This is a genomic window from Microbacterium oxydans (assembly GCF_006540085.1).
GTDB lineage: Bacteria > Actinomycetota > Actinomycetes > Actinomycetales > Microbacteriaceae > Microbacterium > Microbacterium oxydans.
The window spans coordinates 200,916-216,769 of sequence record NZ_BJOG01000007.1 but is presented as its reverse complement, the minus strand read 5'-3'; the positions used below and the strand labels follow the sequence as shown (position 1 = coordinate 216,769).

General features: G+C 69.9%; 15 protein-coding genes. 7 read left to right on the top strand and 8 right to left on the bottom strand.

Annotation, left to right across the window (positions count from 1 at the left end):
* Positions 1–25 precede the first annotated feature (25 nt).
* The 7 genes from MOX01_RS14190 to MOX01_RS14160 form a co-directional block, all read right to left on the bottom strand.
* On the bottom strand, positions 26–796 hold the full coding sequence (locus MOX01_RS14190; RefSeq protein ID WP_058632487.1) for an enoyl-CoA hydratase/isomerase family protein: 771 nt from the start codon (positions 794–796) through the stop codon (positions 26–28).
* Positions 797–809: 13 nt separating this feature from the next.
* Entirely contained in the window at positions 810–1,973 is a 1,164-nt protein-coding gene (paaE, locus tag MOX01_RS14185) for a 1,2-phenylacetyl-CoA epoxidase subunit PaaE (protein WP_113680093.1), read from the bottom strand.
* Between the two features lies 1 nt (position 1,974).
* Positions 1,975–2,469 carry a 1,2-phenylacetyl-CoA epoxidase subunit PaaD gene (paaD, locus tag MOX01_RS14180; protein WP_046748862.1) on the bottom strand — a complete coding sequence of 165 codons (495 nt, stop codon included), beginning with the start codon at positions 2,467–2,469 and terminating at the stop codon, positions 1,975–1,977.
* The gene (paaC, locus tag MOX01_RS14175) at positions 2,463–3,359 is read right to left on the bottom strand and encodes a 1,2-phenylacetyl-CoA epoxidase subunit PaaC (RefSeq protein WP_371861865.1); all 897 of its coding nucleotides are present in this window, start codon (positions 3,357–3,359) and stop codon (positions 2,463–2,465) included. Before paaC ends, paaD begins: the two co-directional genes overlap by 7 nt.
* Positions 3,356–3,661, bottom strand: coding sequence for a 1,2-phenylacetyl-CoA epoxidase subunit PaaB (gene paaB, locus MOX01_RS14170; RefSeq protein WP_141370239.1), 306 nt, complete (start codon positions 3,659–3,661; stop codon positions 3,356–3,358). The genes paaC and paaB overlap by 4 nt, the downstream gene beginning before the upstream one ends.
* Positions 3,661–4,635, bottom strand: coding sequence for a 1,2-phenylacetyl-CoA epoxidase subunit PaaA (gene paaA, locus MOX01_RS14165; RefSeq protein WP_141370237.1), 975 nt, complete (start codon positions 4,633–4,635; stop codon positions 3,661–3,663). The genes paaB and paaA overlap by 1 nt, the downstream gene beginning before the upstream one ends.
* An 87-nt stretch (positions 4,636–4,722) precedes the next feature.
* On the bottom strand, positions 4,723–5,142 hold the full coding sequence (locus MOX01_RS14160; protein ID WP_141370235.1) for a pilus assembly protein CpaE: 420 nt from the start codon (positions 5,140–5,142) through the stop codon (positions 4,723–4,725).
* A 91-nt stretch (positions 5,143–5,233) separates the two neighbouring features.
* Here MOX01_RS14160 and MOX01_RS14155 point away from each other — a divergent pair, with 91 nt between their 5' ends.
* Positions 5,234–7,387, top strand: coding sequence for a RecQ family ATP-dependent DNA helicase (locus tag MOX01_RS14155; RefSeq protein ID WP_141370233.1), 2,154 nt, complete (start codon positions 5,234–5,236; stop codon positions 7,385–7,387).
* 37 nt (positions 7,388–7,424) lie between these two features.
* Here the strand turns inward: MOX01_RS14155 and MOX01_RS14150 are convergent, their stop codons facing one another.
* The gene (locus MOX01_RS14150) at positions 7,425–8,264 is read right to left on the bottom strand and encodes an IclR family transcriptional regulator (protein WP_230977941.1); all 840 of its coding nucleotides are present in this window, start codon (positions 8,262–8,264) and stop codon (positions 7,425–7,427) included.
* An 88-nt stretch (positions 8,265–8,352) separates the two neighbouring features.
* On the opposite strand from MOX01_RS14150, the gene dhaK reads away from it, so the two are divergent.
* The 6 genes from dhaK (at position 8,353) to paaK (ending at position 15,843) form a co-directional block, all read left to right on the top strand.
* Entirely contained in the window at positions 8,353–9,345 is a 993-nt protein-coding gene (gene dhaK, locus MOX01_RS14145) for a dihydroxyacetone kinase subunit DhaK (protein ID WP_058632482.1), read from the top strand.
* Complete coding sequence (gene dhaL / locus MOX01_RS14140; RefSeq protein WP_061017936.1) at positions 9,345–9,989, top strand: dihydroxyacetone kinase subunit DhaL; 645 nt, start codon at positions 9,345–9,347, stop codon at positions 9,987–9,989. The genes dhaK and dhaL overlap by 1 nt, the downstream gene beginning before the upstream one ends.
* Positions 9,986–12,493, top strand: coding sequence for a phosphoenolpyruvate--protein phosphotransferase (ptsP, locus tag MOX01_RS14135; protein WP_141370231.1), 2,508 nt, complete (start codon positions 9,986–9,988; stop codon positions 12,491–12,493). Before dhaL ends, ptsP begins: the two co-directional genes overlap by 4 nt.
* 155 nt (positions 12,494–12,648) lie before the next feature.
* On the top strand, positions 12,649–13,935 hold the full coding sequence (locus MOX01_RS14130) for a hypothetical protein (protein WP_141370229.1): 1,287 nt from the start codon (positions 12,649–12,651) through the stop codon (positions 13,933–13,935).
* Between the two features lie 136 nt (positions 13,936–14,071).
* Positions 14,072–14,500, top strand: coding sequence for a hydroxyphenylacetyl-CoA thioesterase PaaI (gene paaI / locus MOX01_RS14125; RefSeq protein ID WP_141370227.1), 429 nt, complete (start codon positions 14,072–14,074; stop codon positions 14,498–14,500).
* Between the two features lie 23 nt (positions 14,501–14,523).
* On the top strand, positions 14,524–15,843 hold the full coding sequence (gene paaK / locus MOX01_RS14120) for a phenylacetate--CoA ligase PaaK (RefSeq protein ID WP_141370225.1): 1,320 nt from the start codon (positions 14,524–14,526) through the stop codon (positions 15,841–15,843).
* The last annotated feature ends 11 nt before the right edge of the window (positions 15,844–15,854 follow it).

Below are 15,854 nucleotides of genomic sequence, written 5' to 3'. Positions count from 1 at the left end.
CTGCCGAAGAACGGGAACCCGGGCGTCAGCGCCCGCGGAACTCGGGCCTGCGCTTCTCCTGGAACGCCGCGAAGCCCTCGCGATAGTCGTCGGTGTCGCAGAGCGCGGCCTGTGCGGCGTTCTCGATCCCGACCGCATCCCACAGGGCGAGTCGCTCGTCGCGGATGCGGGCGATGAGCTCCTTGCTCGCGAGGAACGCCGCCGTCGCACCGCGAGCGGCGGCGGCGGCCGCGTCGGTCGTGGCCTGCACCACCTCATCATCGGGGAACACGCGGGAGAACAGGCCGGACGCCACGGCCTCGGTGCCGCTCATCAGGCGTCCCGTGTAGATGAGGTCGAGCGTCTTGTGCGCGCCGAGCCGATCGAGGAAGAGCGCGTGTCCGCCGGAGTCCAGCGTCGCACCGAGGGCGGCGAACGGGGAGCCGATCTTCGCCGATTCCGCCACGTAGACCACGTCGGTCGCGATCAGCAGGCCGAGGCCCACGCCGAGGCAGGCGCCGTGGGCGACAGCGAACGTCGGCGCGGGGAACCGCGACATGCGCTGCAGCAGAGGGGTCACCAGACCGCCGAGATAGCCGAGCACATCGTCGTCCCGTGGGTCGACGCCGGAGATGTCACGCCCCGCGCAGAACGCGCGCCCCTCGCCACGGAGCACGAGTGCTCGCACTCCCGCAGCCTCGGCCTCGACATAGGCGGCATCCAGTTCGGCGAGTGCCCTCTCGTCGAGAGCGTTCAGCTTCGATGGCGCGTCCAGCACGATCGTGGCCACGTCGTCGGCGATGGTGAGGTCGATCATGGGCGCTCCTCGATCAGACGTCGTAGTCGACGACCACGCGGTCGCTGGTGGGGTGGGACTGGCAGGTAAGCACGAAGCCGCGCTCGAGCTCGTCGGGCTCCAGGGCGTAGTTCTCGGTCATCGTCACGCTGCCCTCGATCACGCGTGCGCGGCAGGTGCCGCAGACTCCGCCGGCACAGGCGAACGGAGCGTCGGGCCGTACGCGCAGTGCCGCATTGAGCACCGACTCCCTGGCGTCGACGGGGCTCTCCACGGTCGACGAGACGCCGTCGAGAGTGACCTCGATACGCACCGTCTTCTCGCCGGCACGCACCTGCACCGGCCGTGCCGCGCGCACGGGTTCATCACCCGTCGTGAACAGCTCGAAGCGGATGTGGGAGCGGTCGACACCGTGGTCGGCCAGCACCTCGCGACACAGGTCGACGAGAGCGAGAGGGCCGCACAGGAACCATTCGTCGACGGTCGACGGGGGGATGAGGGTCGCCAGGATCGTGCGGAGCTTCTCCTCGTCGATGCGCCCGGAGAGGACGGGAGCGGCCCGCTGTTCACGGGACAGCACATGGTGCAGCACGAGTCGGGTGGGGTAGCGGTCCTTGAGGTCGGCGAGATCTTCCAGGAACATCACGTCGAGCGTGGCGCGGTTCGTGTACAGCAGGGTGAATCGCGACGTGTCCGACCGGGTGAGCACAGTGTGCGCGAGGGCCATCAGCGGCGTGATGCCGGAGCCGGCCGCGATCCCCACCACGTGCCGGTCGTCGAGGTCGGGCAGAGCGGAGGTGAAGGTGCCCTGCGGGCTCATCACGTCGATCTCGAAGCCGGCGTGGAGACCGGTCTGCGCCCACGTGGAGAAGAGACCTCCCTCGTCCCGCTTCACGGCGACGCTCAAGCGCGTGTCCTGACCGTCGCCGCGGTGTTCCGGGGCGCGGCACAGCGAGTAGGAACGCCGGACTTCGACGCCGTCGAGTGTCGTGCGCAGCGCGACGTACTGACCGGGCAGGTGGTCGTACTCGTCGGCGAGGGCGGCGGGAACCGTGAAGGTCACCTCGACAGCGTCGTCGGTGAGCGGGCGCACGTCTTCGACCGTGAGGGTGTGGAACCGGGCGCGCTTGCGGGGTGCGGTCTCGCGGGGCGTCGTCGCCTGCGGGATGGGCGCTGGCGCGGAGGTGAAGAGCGACATGTCAGTGCACCTTGAAGTGGTCGAAGGGTTCGAGGCAGGCGCGGCACTCGAACAGGGCTTTGCATGACGTGGAGCCGAAGTGGGAGACCTCGCGCGTGTCGAGCGACCCGCAGCGGGGGCAGCGCACGCTCAACGCCAGGCGGATGGGGCCGGTCGACACGGCGGCGCGGCCCGAGGGCGGTGCGATGCCGTACTCGGCGAGCTTGCTCTTGCCCGCCTGTGTCATCCAGTCGGTCGTCCAGGCGGGGGAGAGGACCAGGCGCACGAACACCTCGTCGAAGCCGGCGGCGGTGAGAGCCAGGACCACATCGTCGCGGATCGTGTCCATCGCGGGGCAGCCGCTGTAGGTCGGGGTGATGTCGACATGCACCGCGGTGCCGTCGACCTCCACCGCGCGGAGCACACCGAGGTCCTCGATCGTGAGCACAGGAACCTCGGGGTCGGGCACGGAGGCAGCGATCCGCCACGCGGCCTGCGTCGGCGTGAGAGTCACCATGTCGCCCCCGGATGTCTGCGGGCGAGCACCTGCATCTCGGGGAGGATGTGGCCGAGCGGGGTCGCGTGCGCACCGGTGCGCCCGCCGGCCGACGACGACATCACGGCGGGCACCGAGAGCTCCGCTTCCGCGAACACCGTCTCGACCACGCCGTCGAAAGCAGGCCGCAGCGTCGACGGCACCACGGCCGCGTCGCCGAGCCGCGCGATCAGATCGTCGTCGCGGAACAGCTCATCGACGTACGGCCACACGTCGCCGAGTGCGCGGATGATCCTGGCGCGCGACTCCTCCGTGCCTCCGGCGAGACGCAGGATCCACTGCACGGCGTGGTCGCGGTGGTAGTCGACCTCCTTGAGCGACTTCTCCGCGATCGCGGCGAACGTCTCGTCGGTGCTGCCGCGCAGGGCCGAGTACAGCTCGAACATGTACGTGGCCACCACGAACTGGCGAGCGATGGTCTGGGCGAAGTCTCCGTTGGGCTGCTGCACGATCCATGCACAGCGGAAATCGGGTTCGTCGCGGAAGAAGGCCAGATCGTCTTCGCTGCGCCCGTCGAAGGACCCGGCGTAGTGGAGGAACGAGCGCGCATGACCGAGCAGGTCGAGGGCGATGTTGCCCAGGGCCACGTCTTCCTCGAGCTCGGGAGCGCGGGATATCCACGCGCCCAGCTGCTGCGAGAGGATCAGCGCGTCGTCGCCGAGACGAAGTGCGTACTCCGCCACGTCGGCCGATGCGGCGACCGCGCCGGTGCCTGACAGCTCCTGCGCCAGGTCGAGTTCGTCGACCGAGACGTTCCCGTGCACGTCGATGTCCTCGTGCACCGTCTCCGCGTGCACCGTCTCCTCGTGCACCGTGTCCTCGTGCACCGTCTCCTCGTGTGCCGTGCTCACAGGTGCGGCACTCCCTCTGAGGCGGTGTAGTACGCGGCGTGGCGGTAGTTCTTGCCGGCGGGACTCTCGAAGTAGGCGCCCTTGGCGTCGGGGTCGCTCGTGGTGATCGCGTCTGCGGGGGCGACCCAGATCGAGACGCCCTCTCCACGACGCGTGTACAGGTCGCGCGCATTGCGTATCGCCATCTCGGCGTCCGGCGCGTGCAGCGAGCCGACGTGCACGTGGCTCAGCCCGCGGTTCGCTCGGACGAAGACCTCCCACAGCGGCCAGGGCTCGCGCTCGTCGGCGCCGGGCGTCGCCATCACGCCACCGCCTTCGTCTTCAGCGACTGCTTGCGCGCGTACTCGGCCGCGGCCTCGCGCACCCAGGCGCCCTCTTCATGAGCCGTCCGGCGGTGTTCGAGTCGTTCGGCGTTACAGGGCCCGTTGCCGCGCACCACCTCGAAGAACTCGTCCCAGTCGATCTCGCCGATCACGTACTGCCCGCTCTCCTCGTCGAAGTGCAGGTCGGGGTCGGGCAGCGTGACGCCGAGGATCTCGGCCTGGGGCACGAGCATGCCGACGAAGCGCTGGCGCAGCTCATCGTTGGAGAACCGCTTGATCTTCCACTTCATCGACTGCGCCGAGTTGGGGGACTGGTCATCGGGCGGCCCGAACATGGCGAGGCTCGGCCAGTACCAGCGGTTCACCGCATCCTGAGCCATCGCGCGCTGCTCCTCGGTGCCCTGCATCAGGGTGAGCAGGATCTCGAAGCCCTGACGCTGGTGGAACGACTCCTCCTTGCAGACGCGCACCATGGCGCGGCCGTAGGGGCCGTAGGACGCCCGGCACAGCGGCACCTGGTTGCAGATCGCGGCGCCGTCGACGAGCCAGCCGATCGCGCCCATGTCCGCCCAGGTCGGGGTGGGGTAGTTGAAGATCGACGAGTACTTGGCCTTGCCGCTGATGAGCTGGTCCATCATCTCGTCGCGCGTGGTGCCGAGGGTCTGGGCGGCGGAGTACAGGTAGAGGCCGTGACCGGCCTCGTCCTGCACCTTGGCCATCAGGATCGCCTTGCGCTTGAGGCTCGGCGCGCGCGTGATCCAGTTGCCCTCCGGCTGCATGCCGATGATCTCGGAGTGCGCGTGCTGCGAGATCTGCCGCACCAGTGTCTTGCGATAGGCGTCGGGCATCCAGTCGCGGGGTTCGATGCGCTGCTCGTTGGCGATGAGCTCGTCGAACAGGCGCTCCTCATCGGAGATCTCGCCCACCAGGGACAGGTCTGCAGGACTGGTCATCATCGACTCCTCGGCATCGGGCCATCTTTACTGACCGATCGTTTGGTAATTCTGACACAGTGGACTGCCGGATTCAAGACGGCGGGGTCAGCGCGAGCGGGAGATCAGATCGAGGAGGGCGCGGCCGTACGCCTCTGAGGGGTCGGGGTGCTCGAAAGCGAGCAGCTCGCCCCCGATCTTGATCTCGACGCGGAAGGAGTCCTCGAGGCGCACCAGCGAACGGAACGTGCCGCGGAGCAGATCGCGAAGCTGGTCCTCCCGCGGCAGCCATACGGCGTCCGCGAGCGTCACCGCGTCGAGCGCCCACTCCGTCGTGCCGTTGAACGCCAGATCGGTGCCGCTCGGCGTCTGACGGGCCTCGATCGTCATCTCACTCACGGTGAAGACGTCGGCCTCCGCTTCGAGTTCCACGTCGTCGGGGAGATCGAGCTGGAAGCGGTCGCCATCGGCCGGATGCCAGATCAGTCCGGTGTCCCGCAGGGCGACGGCGAGCTCGCGTGTGATCATCCCCTCACGCTAGACGACGGCACTCGCGCGGGGCCCGGCGAACCTGTGCAACGCGACCACGGGTGTCGGAGGTGTGGGGCAGAGTGGGGGGATGACCGCCGACGCCGCTGCAGCATCCCCCGAGGCCGCCGACCTCCGCGAGTCCGCCCGTGCCGCGCTGCGCGAACTCGTCGGACGCCCGGATGCCGATTTCCACGACGGACAGTATGAGGCGATCGAGGCGCTCGTCGAAGGGCGCCGCCGCGCGCTCGTGGTGCAGCGCACCGGGTGGGGCAAGTCCGCTGTCTACTTCGTCGCCACGCTCCTGCTGCGTCGGCAGGGGGCGGGCCCGACCGTGCTCGTGTCTCCGCTGCTCGCCCTCATGCGCGACCAGATCGCCGCCGCCGAACGTGCGGGGGTGCGGGCCGTGGCGATCAACTCCACCAATGCGCACGAGTGGTCGGATGTGCTCGCGCAGCTCGATCGCGATGAGGTCGATGTGCTGCTGGTCTCTCCCGAGAGGCTCAACAACCCCGCCTTCCGTGAGCAGCAGTTGCCGGCGCTCGTCCGGCGCATCGGGATGCTGGTCGTCGATGAGGCGCACTGCATCAGCGACTGGGGGCACGACTTCCGTCCCGACTACCGCCGCCTGCGCGACCTGATCGCCCAGATGCCGCCTGACGTGCCGGTGCTCGCGACCACGGCGACCGCCAACAGCCGTGTCGTGGCCGACGTGGCCGAGCAGCTCGGCAGCCTCCGAGCGGACGACGGGACGGCCGCCGACGCCGATGCGGTTCCGGTGCTCACGATCCGCGGGCCGCTCGCCCGGACGTCGCTGCGACTGGGAGTGCTGCGCCTGCGCGATTCGGCGAGTCGCCTCGCCTGGCTGCTGAGCCACCTCGACGACCTTCCCGGTTCCGGCATCATCTACACATTGACGGTCGCGGCCGCCGTCGACACCGCACGCCTGCTGCGTGAGCACGGCCACGACGTGCGTGCCTACACCGGGCAGACCGACCCCGACGAGCGCGCCGAGTCCGAGGGGATGCTCAAGCGCAACGAGGTCAAGGCTCTCGTCGCCACGAGCGCGCTGGGCATGGGGTTCGACAAGCCCGATCTGGGTTTCGTGCTGCACCTGGGCGCGCCGTCTTCCCCCGTGGCCTACTACCAGCAGGTGGGTCGTGCCGGACGTGCCAGCGAGAGCGCGGACGTGCTGCTGCTCCCCGGCGTCGAGGACCGTGACATCTGGCACTACTTCGCGACAGCTTCGATGCCCGATCGTGAACGAGCCGAGCGGGTGATCGGGGCCCTCGGCGACGTTCCGATCTCGACGCCGGCGCTCGAGGCGATGGTCGACATCCGCCGCACGCCGCTCGAGTTGCTGTTGAAGGTGCTCGACGTCGACGGGGCGGTCCGGCGCGTGCAGGGCGGGTGGGTCGCGACCGGTGCACCCTGGAGCTACGACGCCGAGCGGTATGAGCGCATCGCCGCCGAGCGTGTGGCCGAGCAGCAGCACATGATCGAGTACGAGCAGACCGACGGGTGCCGCATGGAGTTCCTGCAGCGCGCGCTCGACGACGACACGGCCGCTCCGTGCGGGAGGTGCGACAACTGCGCGGGGGAGTGGTTCCCGCGGGAGATCGGCGCCTCCGCGAGCTCGCAGGCCGTGGAATCGCTCGACCGCGTCGGAGTGCCGATCGAGCCTCGTCGTGCCTGGCCGACCGGTGCGGACCGGCTGGACGTGCCGGTCAAGGGGCGCATCCCGGCAGACGAGCAGGCGAGTGAGGGGCGCGCACTCGCGCGTCTCACCGATCTGGGCTGGGGCGGGGCGCTGCGCGAGCTGTTCGCGGCCGGGGCGCCCGATGCCGCGGTGACACCGCAGCTGCTGCAGGCGTGCGTCCGCGTGCTCGCAGGATGGGGGTGGGAGGAGCGCCCCGTGGCGGTGGTCGCGATGCCCTCGCGCTCGCACCCGCTGCTGGTCGACTCGCTCGCGCGCGGACTCGCCGATGTCGGGCGCCTGCCGTATCTCGGGCCGCTCGAACTCGTGGGAGGAGGGCCTTCCGGCGGGCCGGGTGGGAACAGCGTCTTCCGCCTCGCGGGACTCTGGGAGCGCTTCAGCGCTCGGCATCTGGATGTGCCGACCGGGCCGGTGCTGCTCGTCGACGACCTCGTCGACAGCCGGTGGACGATGACCGTCGCGGCGCGTGAGCTCCGTCGTGCCGGGGCGACGGGCGTGCTGCCCTTCGCGCTGGCGCTGCGCGGCTGACAGCCGGCCGTCGGGGTGGCGCTGCGTGGGACAGGTGTCAGTCGTCGGCGGGCGCGATGCGCGGGGGCCAGGCGGTGGCGCCGAGTTCGCGTGAGATGTTGCGTGCCGTCTCCCGCAGTGCGTTGAGGATCGCATCCGACGTCGGCGCTTGCGAGGTGGGCAACACGACGGCGACCGCGGCGACGATGTCGTTCGACGCGTCAGCGACGGGGGCGGCGATCGAGGACTCGCCGAGGACGGCCTCGTCGAACTCCCCGGCCATGCCGCGTTCGGCGATCGACGGCAGCTCCAGCGTCAGGCGCGCCACGTCGGTGACGGTGTCGCCGGTGAGGCTGCGCAGCGGCTGTTCGAAGACGCTCTGCTGGAACCCGAGGTCGTAGGCGAGGAGCACCTTGCCCATCGCCGAGGCGTGGGCGGGGATGGCGACACCGGTCTCGAGCATCTGCTGGCTGTCATCGGGGCGCAGATTGTGGTGGATGACGAGCACATCGGTGAAGTGCGGAGCGCCCAGCCGTACGGACAGGTCGGTGCGGCGTGCGAGCTCCTGCGTCCACCGCATGGCTCTGGCGCGCACGTCGAGGGTGTCGAGGTAGACGTTGCTCAGGCGCAGCAGGGTGGGGCCGAGCATGTAGCGCTGGCCACCCCGCTCTTTCGCGACGAGCCCGTGCGCGCGCAGCGACTTCACGATCCCGTGCACGGTCGACGGCGGCAGGCCGAGGGCTGCAGAGAGGTCGGTGATGCCGAGGTGGCGTGCTCCCTGGAGCAGTTCGAGGATCTTCGCCGCGCGGTCGATCGCCTGGATCACGGGGAGGGCCTCCTTCCGGTGCGTCGTCGAGCCGGTGTCGATGGAGCCGGGCTTCACGATTGATCTTGACAACCCGGCAGGCTCCGAGCATATTCGACATTAACGAATTGCTTTCGGATTTCTGCGAAAGAGTCCGCGAAAGATCAAAGGAGATCGAACGATGAAGAAGCTCATCAACGCCCCGGAAGACGTTCTCGTCGAGTCGCTGAGAGGCGTCGCGCTCGCTCACCCCGAGCTCTCCGTCGACCTGGAGAACCACGTCATCACGCGCGCCACGCCCAAGGCGCAGGGCAAGGTCGCGATCGTCTCCGGCGGAGGCTCCGGCCATGAGCCGTTGCACGGCGGTTTCGTCGGCACCGGGATGCTGGACGCCGCTGTCGCCGGAGAGATCTTCACCTCACCCACCCCCGACCGCGTGCAGGTCGCGACCAAGGCCGTCGATCGCGGAGCGGGTGTGCTCCACATCGTGAAGAACTACACCGGTGACGTGCTGAACTTCGAGATGGCCGCCGAGCTCGCCGCCATGGACGGCATCGAGGTGGGCAGCATCACGGTGGACGACGACGTCGCGGTGCAGGACTCCCTGTACACCGCAGGACGCCGCGGGGTGGGCCTCACCGTGCTGCTCGAGAAGATCCTCGGGGCGGCAGCGGAGGAGGGGCGCGACCTCCCGGCCGTGGTCGAGCTGGCGAAGAAGGTGAACGGACAGGGCCGCTCGATGGGAATGGCCCTCACCAGTTGCACGGTGCCCGCAGCGGGCAAGCCCACCTTCGACCTTCCGGACGATCAGATGGAGATCGGCATAGGGATCCACGGGGAGCCGGGTCGGCATCGCGAACCCCTCGCCCCGGCCTCCGAGATCGCCCGGCAGCTCGTCGAGCCGATCCTGGCCGACATCGACGGCACCGGTCCTGCGATCGTGATGCTCAACGGCATGGGTGCGACCCCGCTGATCGAGCTGTACCTCATGTACGGCGAGGTCGCCGCGCTGCTGGAGAAGGCCGGAGTGCAGGTCGCCAGGAACCTCGTCGGCAACTACATCACCTCGCTCGACATGGCCGGGTGCTCGGTGACCCTGCTCAAAGCCGACGATGAGCTGCTGCGGCTGTGGGATGCCCCGGTGAACACCCCCGGTCTGCGATGGGGCGTCTGATGGCCGCGGTCGACACCACGCTCCTCGCCGACTGGATCGCACGCTTCGGCGCCGCCGTGACGGAGAAGCGCGACTGGCTCACCGAACTCGACTCGGCCATCGGCGACGCCGATCACGGGGCCAACATGGCTCGGGGCATGGGCGCTGTCGGCGAGAAGCTGTCCGCCGGCGCGCCGGCAACGGTGGACGAGCTCCTGAAGACGGTCGGCATGACGCTGGTGAGCTCGGTCGGCGGTGCCAGCGGGCCTCTGTACGGCACGTTCTTCCTCCGCATGGGCATGGCCGCGGGTGCCGTGTCCGATCTCGACGGCGACGCTCTCGCGGCCGCACTGCGGGCAGGACTCGACGGTATCGTCGCGCGCGGCAAGGCCGAGGCGGGGGACAAGACGATGTTCGACGCGATGGCGCCGGCGGTCGACGCGATGGATGCCGCGCTCGCCGCGGGCGCCTCCGTCTCCGACGCCGCCAGAGCCGCTGCGGATGCCGCGGCGGCAGGTCGGGACGCCACCCTCCCTCTCGTCGCCCGGAAGGGCAGGGCGAGCTACCTGGGCGAGCGCAGCGCCGGACACCTCGACCCCGGAGCGGCCTCGACGGCGATCCTCTTCGAGACGCTCGCCGAGACGATCGAGGACAGCGCCAGATGATCGGCATCGTCGCCGTCTCCCACAGTGCACGGCTCGGGGAGGCGGCGCTGGAGCTCGCCCTGCAGATGGTCCACGACGGCGAGGTGCGGGTGCGGGTCGCCGCCGGCGCCGGAGTCGACGCCGAGGGCGTACCGATCCTCGGTACGGACGCTGTCGCGGTGTCCGCCGCCATCGATGAGCTCGCCACGGAGTGCGACGGCGTCCTCGTGCTCATGGATCTGGGCTCAGCCGTGCTCAGCGCGGAACTCGCGGTGGAGCTGCGTTCGAGCGACGTGACCGTCCGGCTCGCTCCCGCACCCTTCGTGGAGGGGCTTCTCGCCGCTGTCGTGTCCGCTGCGGCGGGCGGATCGCTCGACACCGTGGCGGCTGAGGCCTCTACGGCCCTGGCGGCGAAGACCGGCGCCCTCGGTGTCGAGGAGGCGCACGAGGCGGAGACCTCCGATGCTCCGAAGGACGATGACGCGCAGGTGCGACGAGTGCGGGTCCGCAACCCGCAGGGGATCCATGCGCGTCCTGCGGCACTGATCGCGAAGGCGTCGTCCGGCGCGGATGTGCGCGTGCGCCGGCTCCCCGACGGCCCCGACGCGTCGGCGGCGAGCCTGACGCGGCTGCTCGTGCTCGGTGCGCGGCAGGGGGACGAGATCGAGCTGACTGCACGGGGCGATGGGGGAGAGGAGGCGCTGGATCGCCTGGTCGCTCTGTTCGATGACGGCTTCGGGGAGGGGACCGAGGAGACCGGACCCGATGGCGACGCGACTTCGACCGCGATCGCACCCGCACCCGGTCTGCCGACGCGCGCGGATGAACCGAAATCGCGTGCGCAGGAGGAGCCGACGCGAACCGTCGCGCCGGGCGCCGTGCTCCGCGGGCGCGGGGTGAGCTCCGGCCGGGCCGCCGCCCCCGTCGTGCATCTCGCACCGCCGCTTCCCGAACCCGATCCGGACGTGCTGGTGCCCCCCGCCGACCGCGATTCCGAGGTGTCGGCGATCGAGTGGGCCGCCGTCGCGGTCGCCGATCAGCTCCGCACACGCACGGCGCAGGCGACGGGAGAGACCAAGGCCATCCTCGACGCCTCGCGCCTGCTGGCCTCCGACCCCGAGCTGGTGTCCGAGGCGACGGCTCTGGTCCTCTCCAAGGGGCGCACCGCCGCCCGTGCGGTCTGGGAGACCGCCGTCGTCCACGAGAAGGCTCTCGCCGCGCTGGGGGGTCGGATGGCCGAGCGCATCGCCGACATCCGCGATGTACGCGACCGGATCATCGCCGAGATCCTCGAAGTCGACATGCCGGGTGTCCCCGAGCGCGACGATCCCTTCGTGCTGGTGGCCGCCGACCTCGCTCCCGCTGACACCGCTCTGCTCGCCGGGGGCCGATGCGTCGCCCTCGTCACGGTCCAGGGCGGACCGACCTCGCACACGGCGATCATCGCGCGCTCCCTGGGGCTGCCGGCTGTCGTCGGTGTCGTCGACGCCCAGGCGATCCCGGTGGGGACGATGGTCCTCGTGGACGGCGACCGCGGCACGGTGGAGGTCGCCCCGGCGGAATCCCGCGTCGCCGAAGCGCGCGCCTCGGCGACCGCTGTCGACTTCGACGGCGTCGGAGCGCTCTCCGACGGGCAGCGCATACCGCTGCTCGCCAACGTCGGAGGAGCGGCGGACGCGACGGTGGCGGCCTCGGCGCATGCGGAGGGCGTTGGACTCTTCCGCACGGAGTTCTGCTTCCTCGACCGCGCCGAGGCGCCGAGCATCGACGAACAGGTGACCGCCTATCGCGGCGTGCTGTCCGCCTTCCCCGGGCGCAAGGTCGTTGTGCGCACCCTCGACGCGGGGAGCGACAAGCCCCTTCCCTTCGCCAACTCCGACAGCGAGGACAACCCCGCGCTCGGCGTACGCGGGCTGCGGATCGCCCGACGCCGACCGCAACTTCTCGATGATCAGCTGGTCGCCCTCGCGCGAGCGGCTGCGGCGGAAGCGGCGGAGGTCGAGGTGATGGCTCCGATGGTCGCGACGGTCGACGAGGCCAGGGACTTCGCCGAACGCTGTCGGTCCGCGGGGCTCGACAGGGTCGGCATCATGATCGAGACCCCGTCCGCCGCACTGCTCGCCGCGGAGCTGTTCGAGGTCGTCGACTTCGTGAGCCTCGGCACCAACGACCTCGCCCAGTACACGATGGCGGCGGATCGGCTGCTCAGCGATCTGGGCGACCTCAACGATCCGTGGCAGCCTGCAGTGCTGCGACTCATCGCCGCCGTCGGTGCCGCAGGTCGGGCTGCCGGAAAGTCGGTGGGCGTCTGCGGCGAAGCAGGCGGCGACCCCGCGCTCGCTCCGGTCCTGATCGGCCTCGGGGTGACGTCGCTGTCCATGGCGCCGCGATCGCTCGGTCGCGTGGCCGCGCGCCTGCAGGAGTTGTCCGTCGATGACTGCCGACGAGCCGCGGAGGCAGCAGTCGGTGCGAGCTCTGCGGATGCCGCGCGCGCAGCCGTCTCCTCGACTCTCGTCGAGGAGTGAACGAAACGGTCCTGCCACGTCGTATGCGCACCTCGGCATGCGTTTCGTTCCATTCTGATATGGACATGGTCCAGAAGCGTGAGGGCGATGGATCCGGCTCTAGGCTCGTCAGCGAGGGGGCGTCGATCGTGGCGTCGCGAGCAATCGGAGGGTCCATGTCCACACGGTGGTCGTCACGAACTGTCCTGGGAGTGCTCACGGCGGGGGCGATCATCGCCCTGTCGGGGTGCGTGCCCGCACCGCAAGCCACACCGAAGCCGACTCCGGCAACCGAGAGCCCTGCTCCGGCGCCGTACGACGGTCCGACGGTGTTCGTCGGAGACCAGCTCGACTGGTTCCTGACGAGCGCCGACGAGATCGCCGGTCTCCTCCCCGACGTCGGCGACGTGGGGTCGCCGTCACCGTCGCTGATCCAGATCTCCGACGGAGGCGGCCCCGAGCTCTCGCCGGCGATCTGCAACCTCTTCCTCTACGAGCCTTCCCAGGCGTCGATCGGCGCGCGTTCGGTCACGTGGACCAGCTCCCTCCCCGATGGGCGGGACGGCTGGATGCATGTGCTCCAGTTCGCGGACGAGGCGACGGCGCAGGGGCTGATGGACCGGTACGTCGAGGTGGCGAAGCAGTGTGCGGACTTCACCTACGGCAGCGGCGCGTCGACGTTCGATTCGACCACGCTCGACTCCGGGGATGGGATCCGCGCCGTCACCGGAGCATTGGTGCTCGACGACGGACTCGGCGGCGGACACCGGCTCTACCAGGGGTACGCGTCGGTCGGCAACGTCCTCGTGAACTTCTGGCAGCCGTTCACCGGCGACGCCGCCTTCGACGCTGAGCGGGCCGCTGCGTTCCTGAGCGACCAGGCGTCCGACGCTCGGTCGCAGCTGATCGAGGAGTTGACCGCGAACCCGCCGGCGCCCGCAGCGACGCCGCCTGCTGTCGACCCTTCTGCGGCGTGGAGCAGCTGGCAGGTGAGCGCTACCGGGATCGGGCCGATCGTCCTCGGCTCCGACCTCGACGAGGCCATCGCGGCCGTCCCGGGAGCGACGGTGATCAGGCCGGAGTGGGACGGAGGGCAGACGCGGATCGTCAGTCCGGACGGTTCGGCCTCTGTGCTGTTGTGGACCGACGCGGGCGACTCCGTCGTCGATGCCGCATCCATCGGTTCCGCGAACGTCGGGAACGAGCCCCAGGAGGATCCTGCCGCGTTGCCGACGGCAGGCGAGGTGCGGATCGGCGACACCGTCGGCGAGGCCGAGGATGCGTTCCCCGGGGGCACGGCGATCCGTATCGTGTCCTCCGGCGAGTACTTCTATCAGTGGACGACGCGCGAGGGGGCGGCGATCCGGTTCCGCGTCGATCGCGACGCCGGCGACCCGAGTGCCGTGATCACCGGCATCCTGACGGAGGATACGACACTGCGCCGGCTTCCCGACTTCAGTTGAGGGGTTCGTCCACAGGCCGGGATCCCGGAGCAGACGAGGCTGACCTGCTTGACTAACTGAACGATCGGTCGGTTAGTATGAGCGGATCGGGTACCGCAGGTGCAGCGCCCGAACCCGCTCGACGAGGAGGTCGACGATGACGGAAGCGACGGCGCGGACGACGGACGACGCGCGCCCGAACCGCGCGATGATGGAGCGCGACCGCGCCTCGGCTTCGCTGGGCCTCGTGGTCGAATGCGATGACCCCGGCCACGCGGTCGTCTCGATGCGCGTGCGGGACGACATGACCAACGGCTTCCACATCACCCACGGCGGCTTCGTCTTCGCCCTGGCGGACACCGCCTTCGCGATCGCGTGCAACGAAGACGACAGGGTCACCGTGGCCGCCGGCGCGGACATCTCCTTCCTGAAGCCGACCGTATCGGGACAGACCCTCACCGCCACCGCCGTCCGACGGTCGCTCAGCGGACGCTCCGGCATCTACGACGTGACCGTGGTCGACGAACGGGGCGATCCCGTCGCCGAGTTCCGCGGGCGCTCCCGCACCACCAGCCAGACCTTCTGAATGCTCCGGAGAACCTCGTGTCGATGACGACCGCAACACCCTCCCACGTCCACCCGCCCGCATCCGCCGAGCTCGACGCGGAAGAGCGGATGTCGCGCGACGAGATCGCCGCGCTCCAGCTCGGTCGACTCCAGCAGACCGTGCGCCACGCCTACGCGAACGTGCCTCTCTACACGCGCAAGTTCGACGAGGCCGGCGTGCACCCGGACGACATCCGCACGCTCGACGACGTGCGGCTGCTTCCCTTCACGACCAAGGCGGATCTGCGCGAGACCTATCCGTTCGGGATGTTCGCTGTGCCGATGTCCGACGTCGCCCGCATCCACGCCTCCAGCGGCACCACCGGCCGCCCGACGGTCGTCGGCTACACCAGAGGCGATCTCCAGCGGTGGGGCGCGCTGGTCGCGCGTTCGCTGCGAGCCAGCGGCATCCGCCCCGGCATGAAGGTGCACAACGCCTACGGCTACGGACTCTTCACCGGCGGGCTCGGCGCACACGCGGGCATCGAAGCGCTCGGCGCGACGGTCATCCCGATGTCCGGCGGCCAGACCGCACGCCAGGTGCAGCTGATCCTCGACTTCGAGCCCGACGCGATCCTGTGCACGCCCAGCTATCTGCTGACGATCGCCGATGCGATGGCCGCGCAGGGAGTCGACCCGCGCTCCACCTCGTTGAAGGTCGCGGTTCTGGGAGCGGAGCCCTGGTCGAACGAGATGCGTCACGAGCTCGAGCAGCGCCTCGGCATCGACGCGCTCGACATCTACGGTCTCAGCGAGGTGATGGGGCCCGGTGTGGGCAACGAGTGCCTCGAGACCAAGGATGGTCCGCATGTGTGGGAGGACCACTTCCTGCCGGAGATCATCGACGGAGAGAGCGGCGCCGTGCTGCCGGACGGCGAACTCGGGGAACTCGTGTTCACCTCTCTGACCAAGGAGGCGTTCCCGGTCATCCGCTATCGCACCCGCGACCTCACCCGCCTGCTTCCCGGGACGGCCCGGGCCGGGATGCGGCGGATGGAGAAGATCACCGGCCGCAACGACGACATGATCATCCTGCGGGGCGTGAACGTGTTCCCCACGCAGATCGAGGAGCTGGTGCTGGGGATCGAGCAGCTGACCCCGCACTTCATCCTCGAGCTGTCGAAGGCGGGGCGCATGGACACGCTGAAGGTCCGCATCGAGCGGCACCCCGACCTGTCCGTCGAGACCTGCCGCAGCGCCGCGGAGGTGCTGGCGCAGCGGATCAAGATCTTCGTCGGATCGACGGTGGCCGTCCAACTCGAGGAGCCGGGAGCGCTGCCCCGGAGCGAGGGGAAGTACAAGCGGGTGTACGACCTGCGCTGATGCGGGCGATG

Coding starts and splice junctions, on each gene's coding strand:
- dhaL (WP_061017936.1), top strand. CDS start 9,345: ATGGCCGCGGTCGACACCACGCTCCTCGCCGACTGGATCGCACGCTTC.
- ptsP (WP_141370231.1), top strand. CDS start 9,986: ATGATCGGCATCGTCGCCGTCTCCCACAGTGCACGGCTCGGGGAGGCG.
- paaI (WP_141370227.1), top strand. CDS start 14,072: ATGACGGAAGCGACGGCGCGGACGACGGACGACGCGCGCCCGAACCGC.
- MOX01_RS14160 (WP_141370235.1), bottom strand. CDS start 5,142: ATGATCACACGCGAGCTCGCCGTCGCCCTGCGGGACACCGGACTGATC.
- MOX01_RS14130 (WP_141370229.1), top strand. CDS start 12,649: ATGTCCACACGGTGGTCGTCACGAACTGTCCTGGGAGTGCTCACGGCG.
- paaD (WP_046748862.1), bottom strand. CDS start 2,469: ATGGTGACTCTCACGCCGACGCAGGCCGCGTGGCGGATCGCTGCCTCC.
- paaE (WP_113680093.1), bottom strand. CDS start 1,973: ATGTCGCTCTTCACCTCCGCGCCAGCGCCCATCCCGCAGGCGACGACG.
- MOX01_RS14155 (WP_141370233.1), top strand. CDS start 5,234: ATGACCGCCGACGCCGCTGCAGCATCCCCCGAGGCCGCCGACCTCCGC.
- paaA (WP_141370237.1), bottom strand. CDS start 4,635: ATGACCAGTCCTGCAGACCTGTCCCTGGTGGGCGAGATCTCCGATGAG.
- MOX01_RS14190 (WP_058632487.1), bottom strand. CDS start 796: ATGATCGACCTCACCATCGCCGACGACGTGGCCACGATCGTGCTGGAC.
- paaK (WP_141370225.1), top strand. CDS start 14,524: ATGACGACCGCAACACCCTCCCACGTCCACCCGCCCGCATCCGCCGAG.
- dhaK (WP_058632482.1), top strand. CDS start 8,353: ATGAAGAAGCTCATCAACGCCCCGGAAGACGTTCTCGTCGAGTCGCTG.
- paaB (WP_141370239.1), bottom strand. CDS start 3,661: ATGGCGACGCCCGGCGCCGACGAGCGCGAGCCCTGGCCGCTGTGGGAG.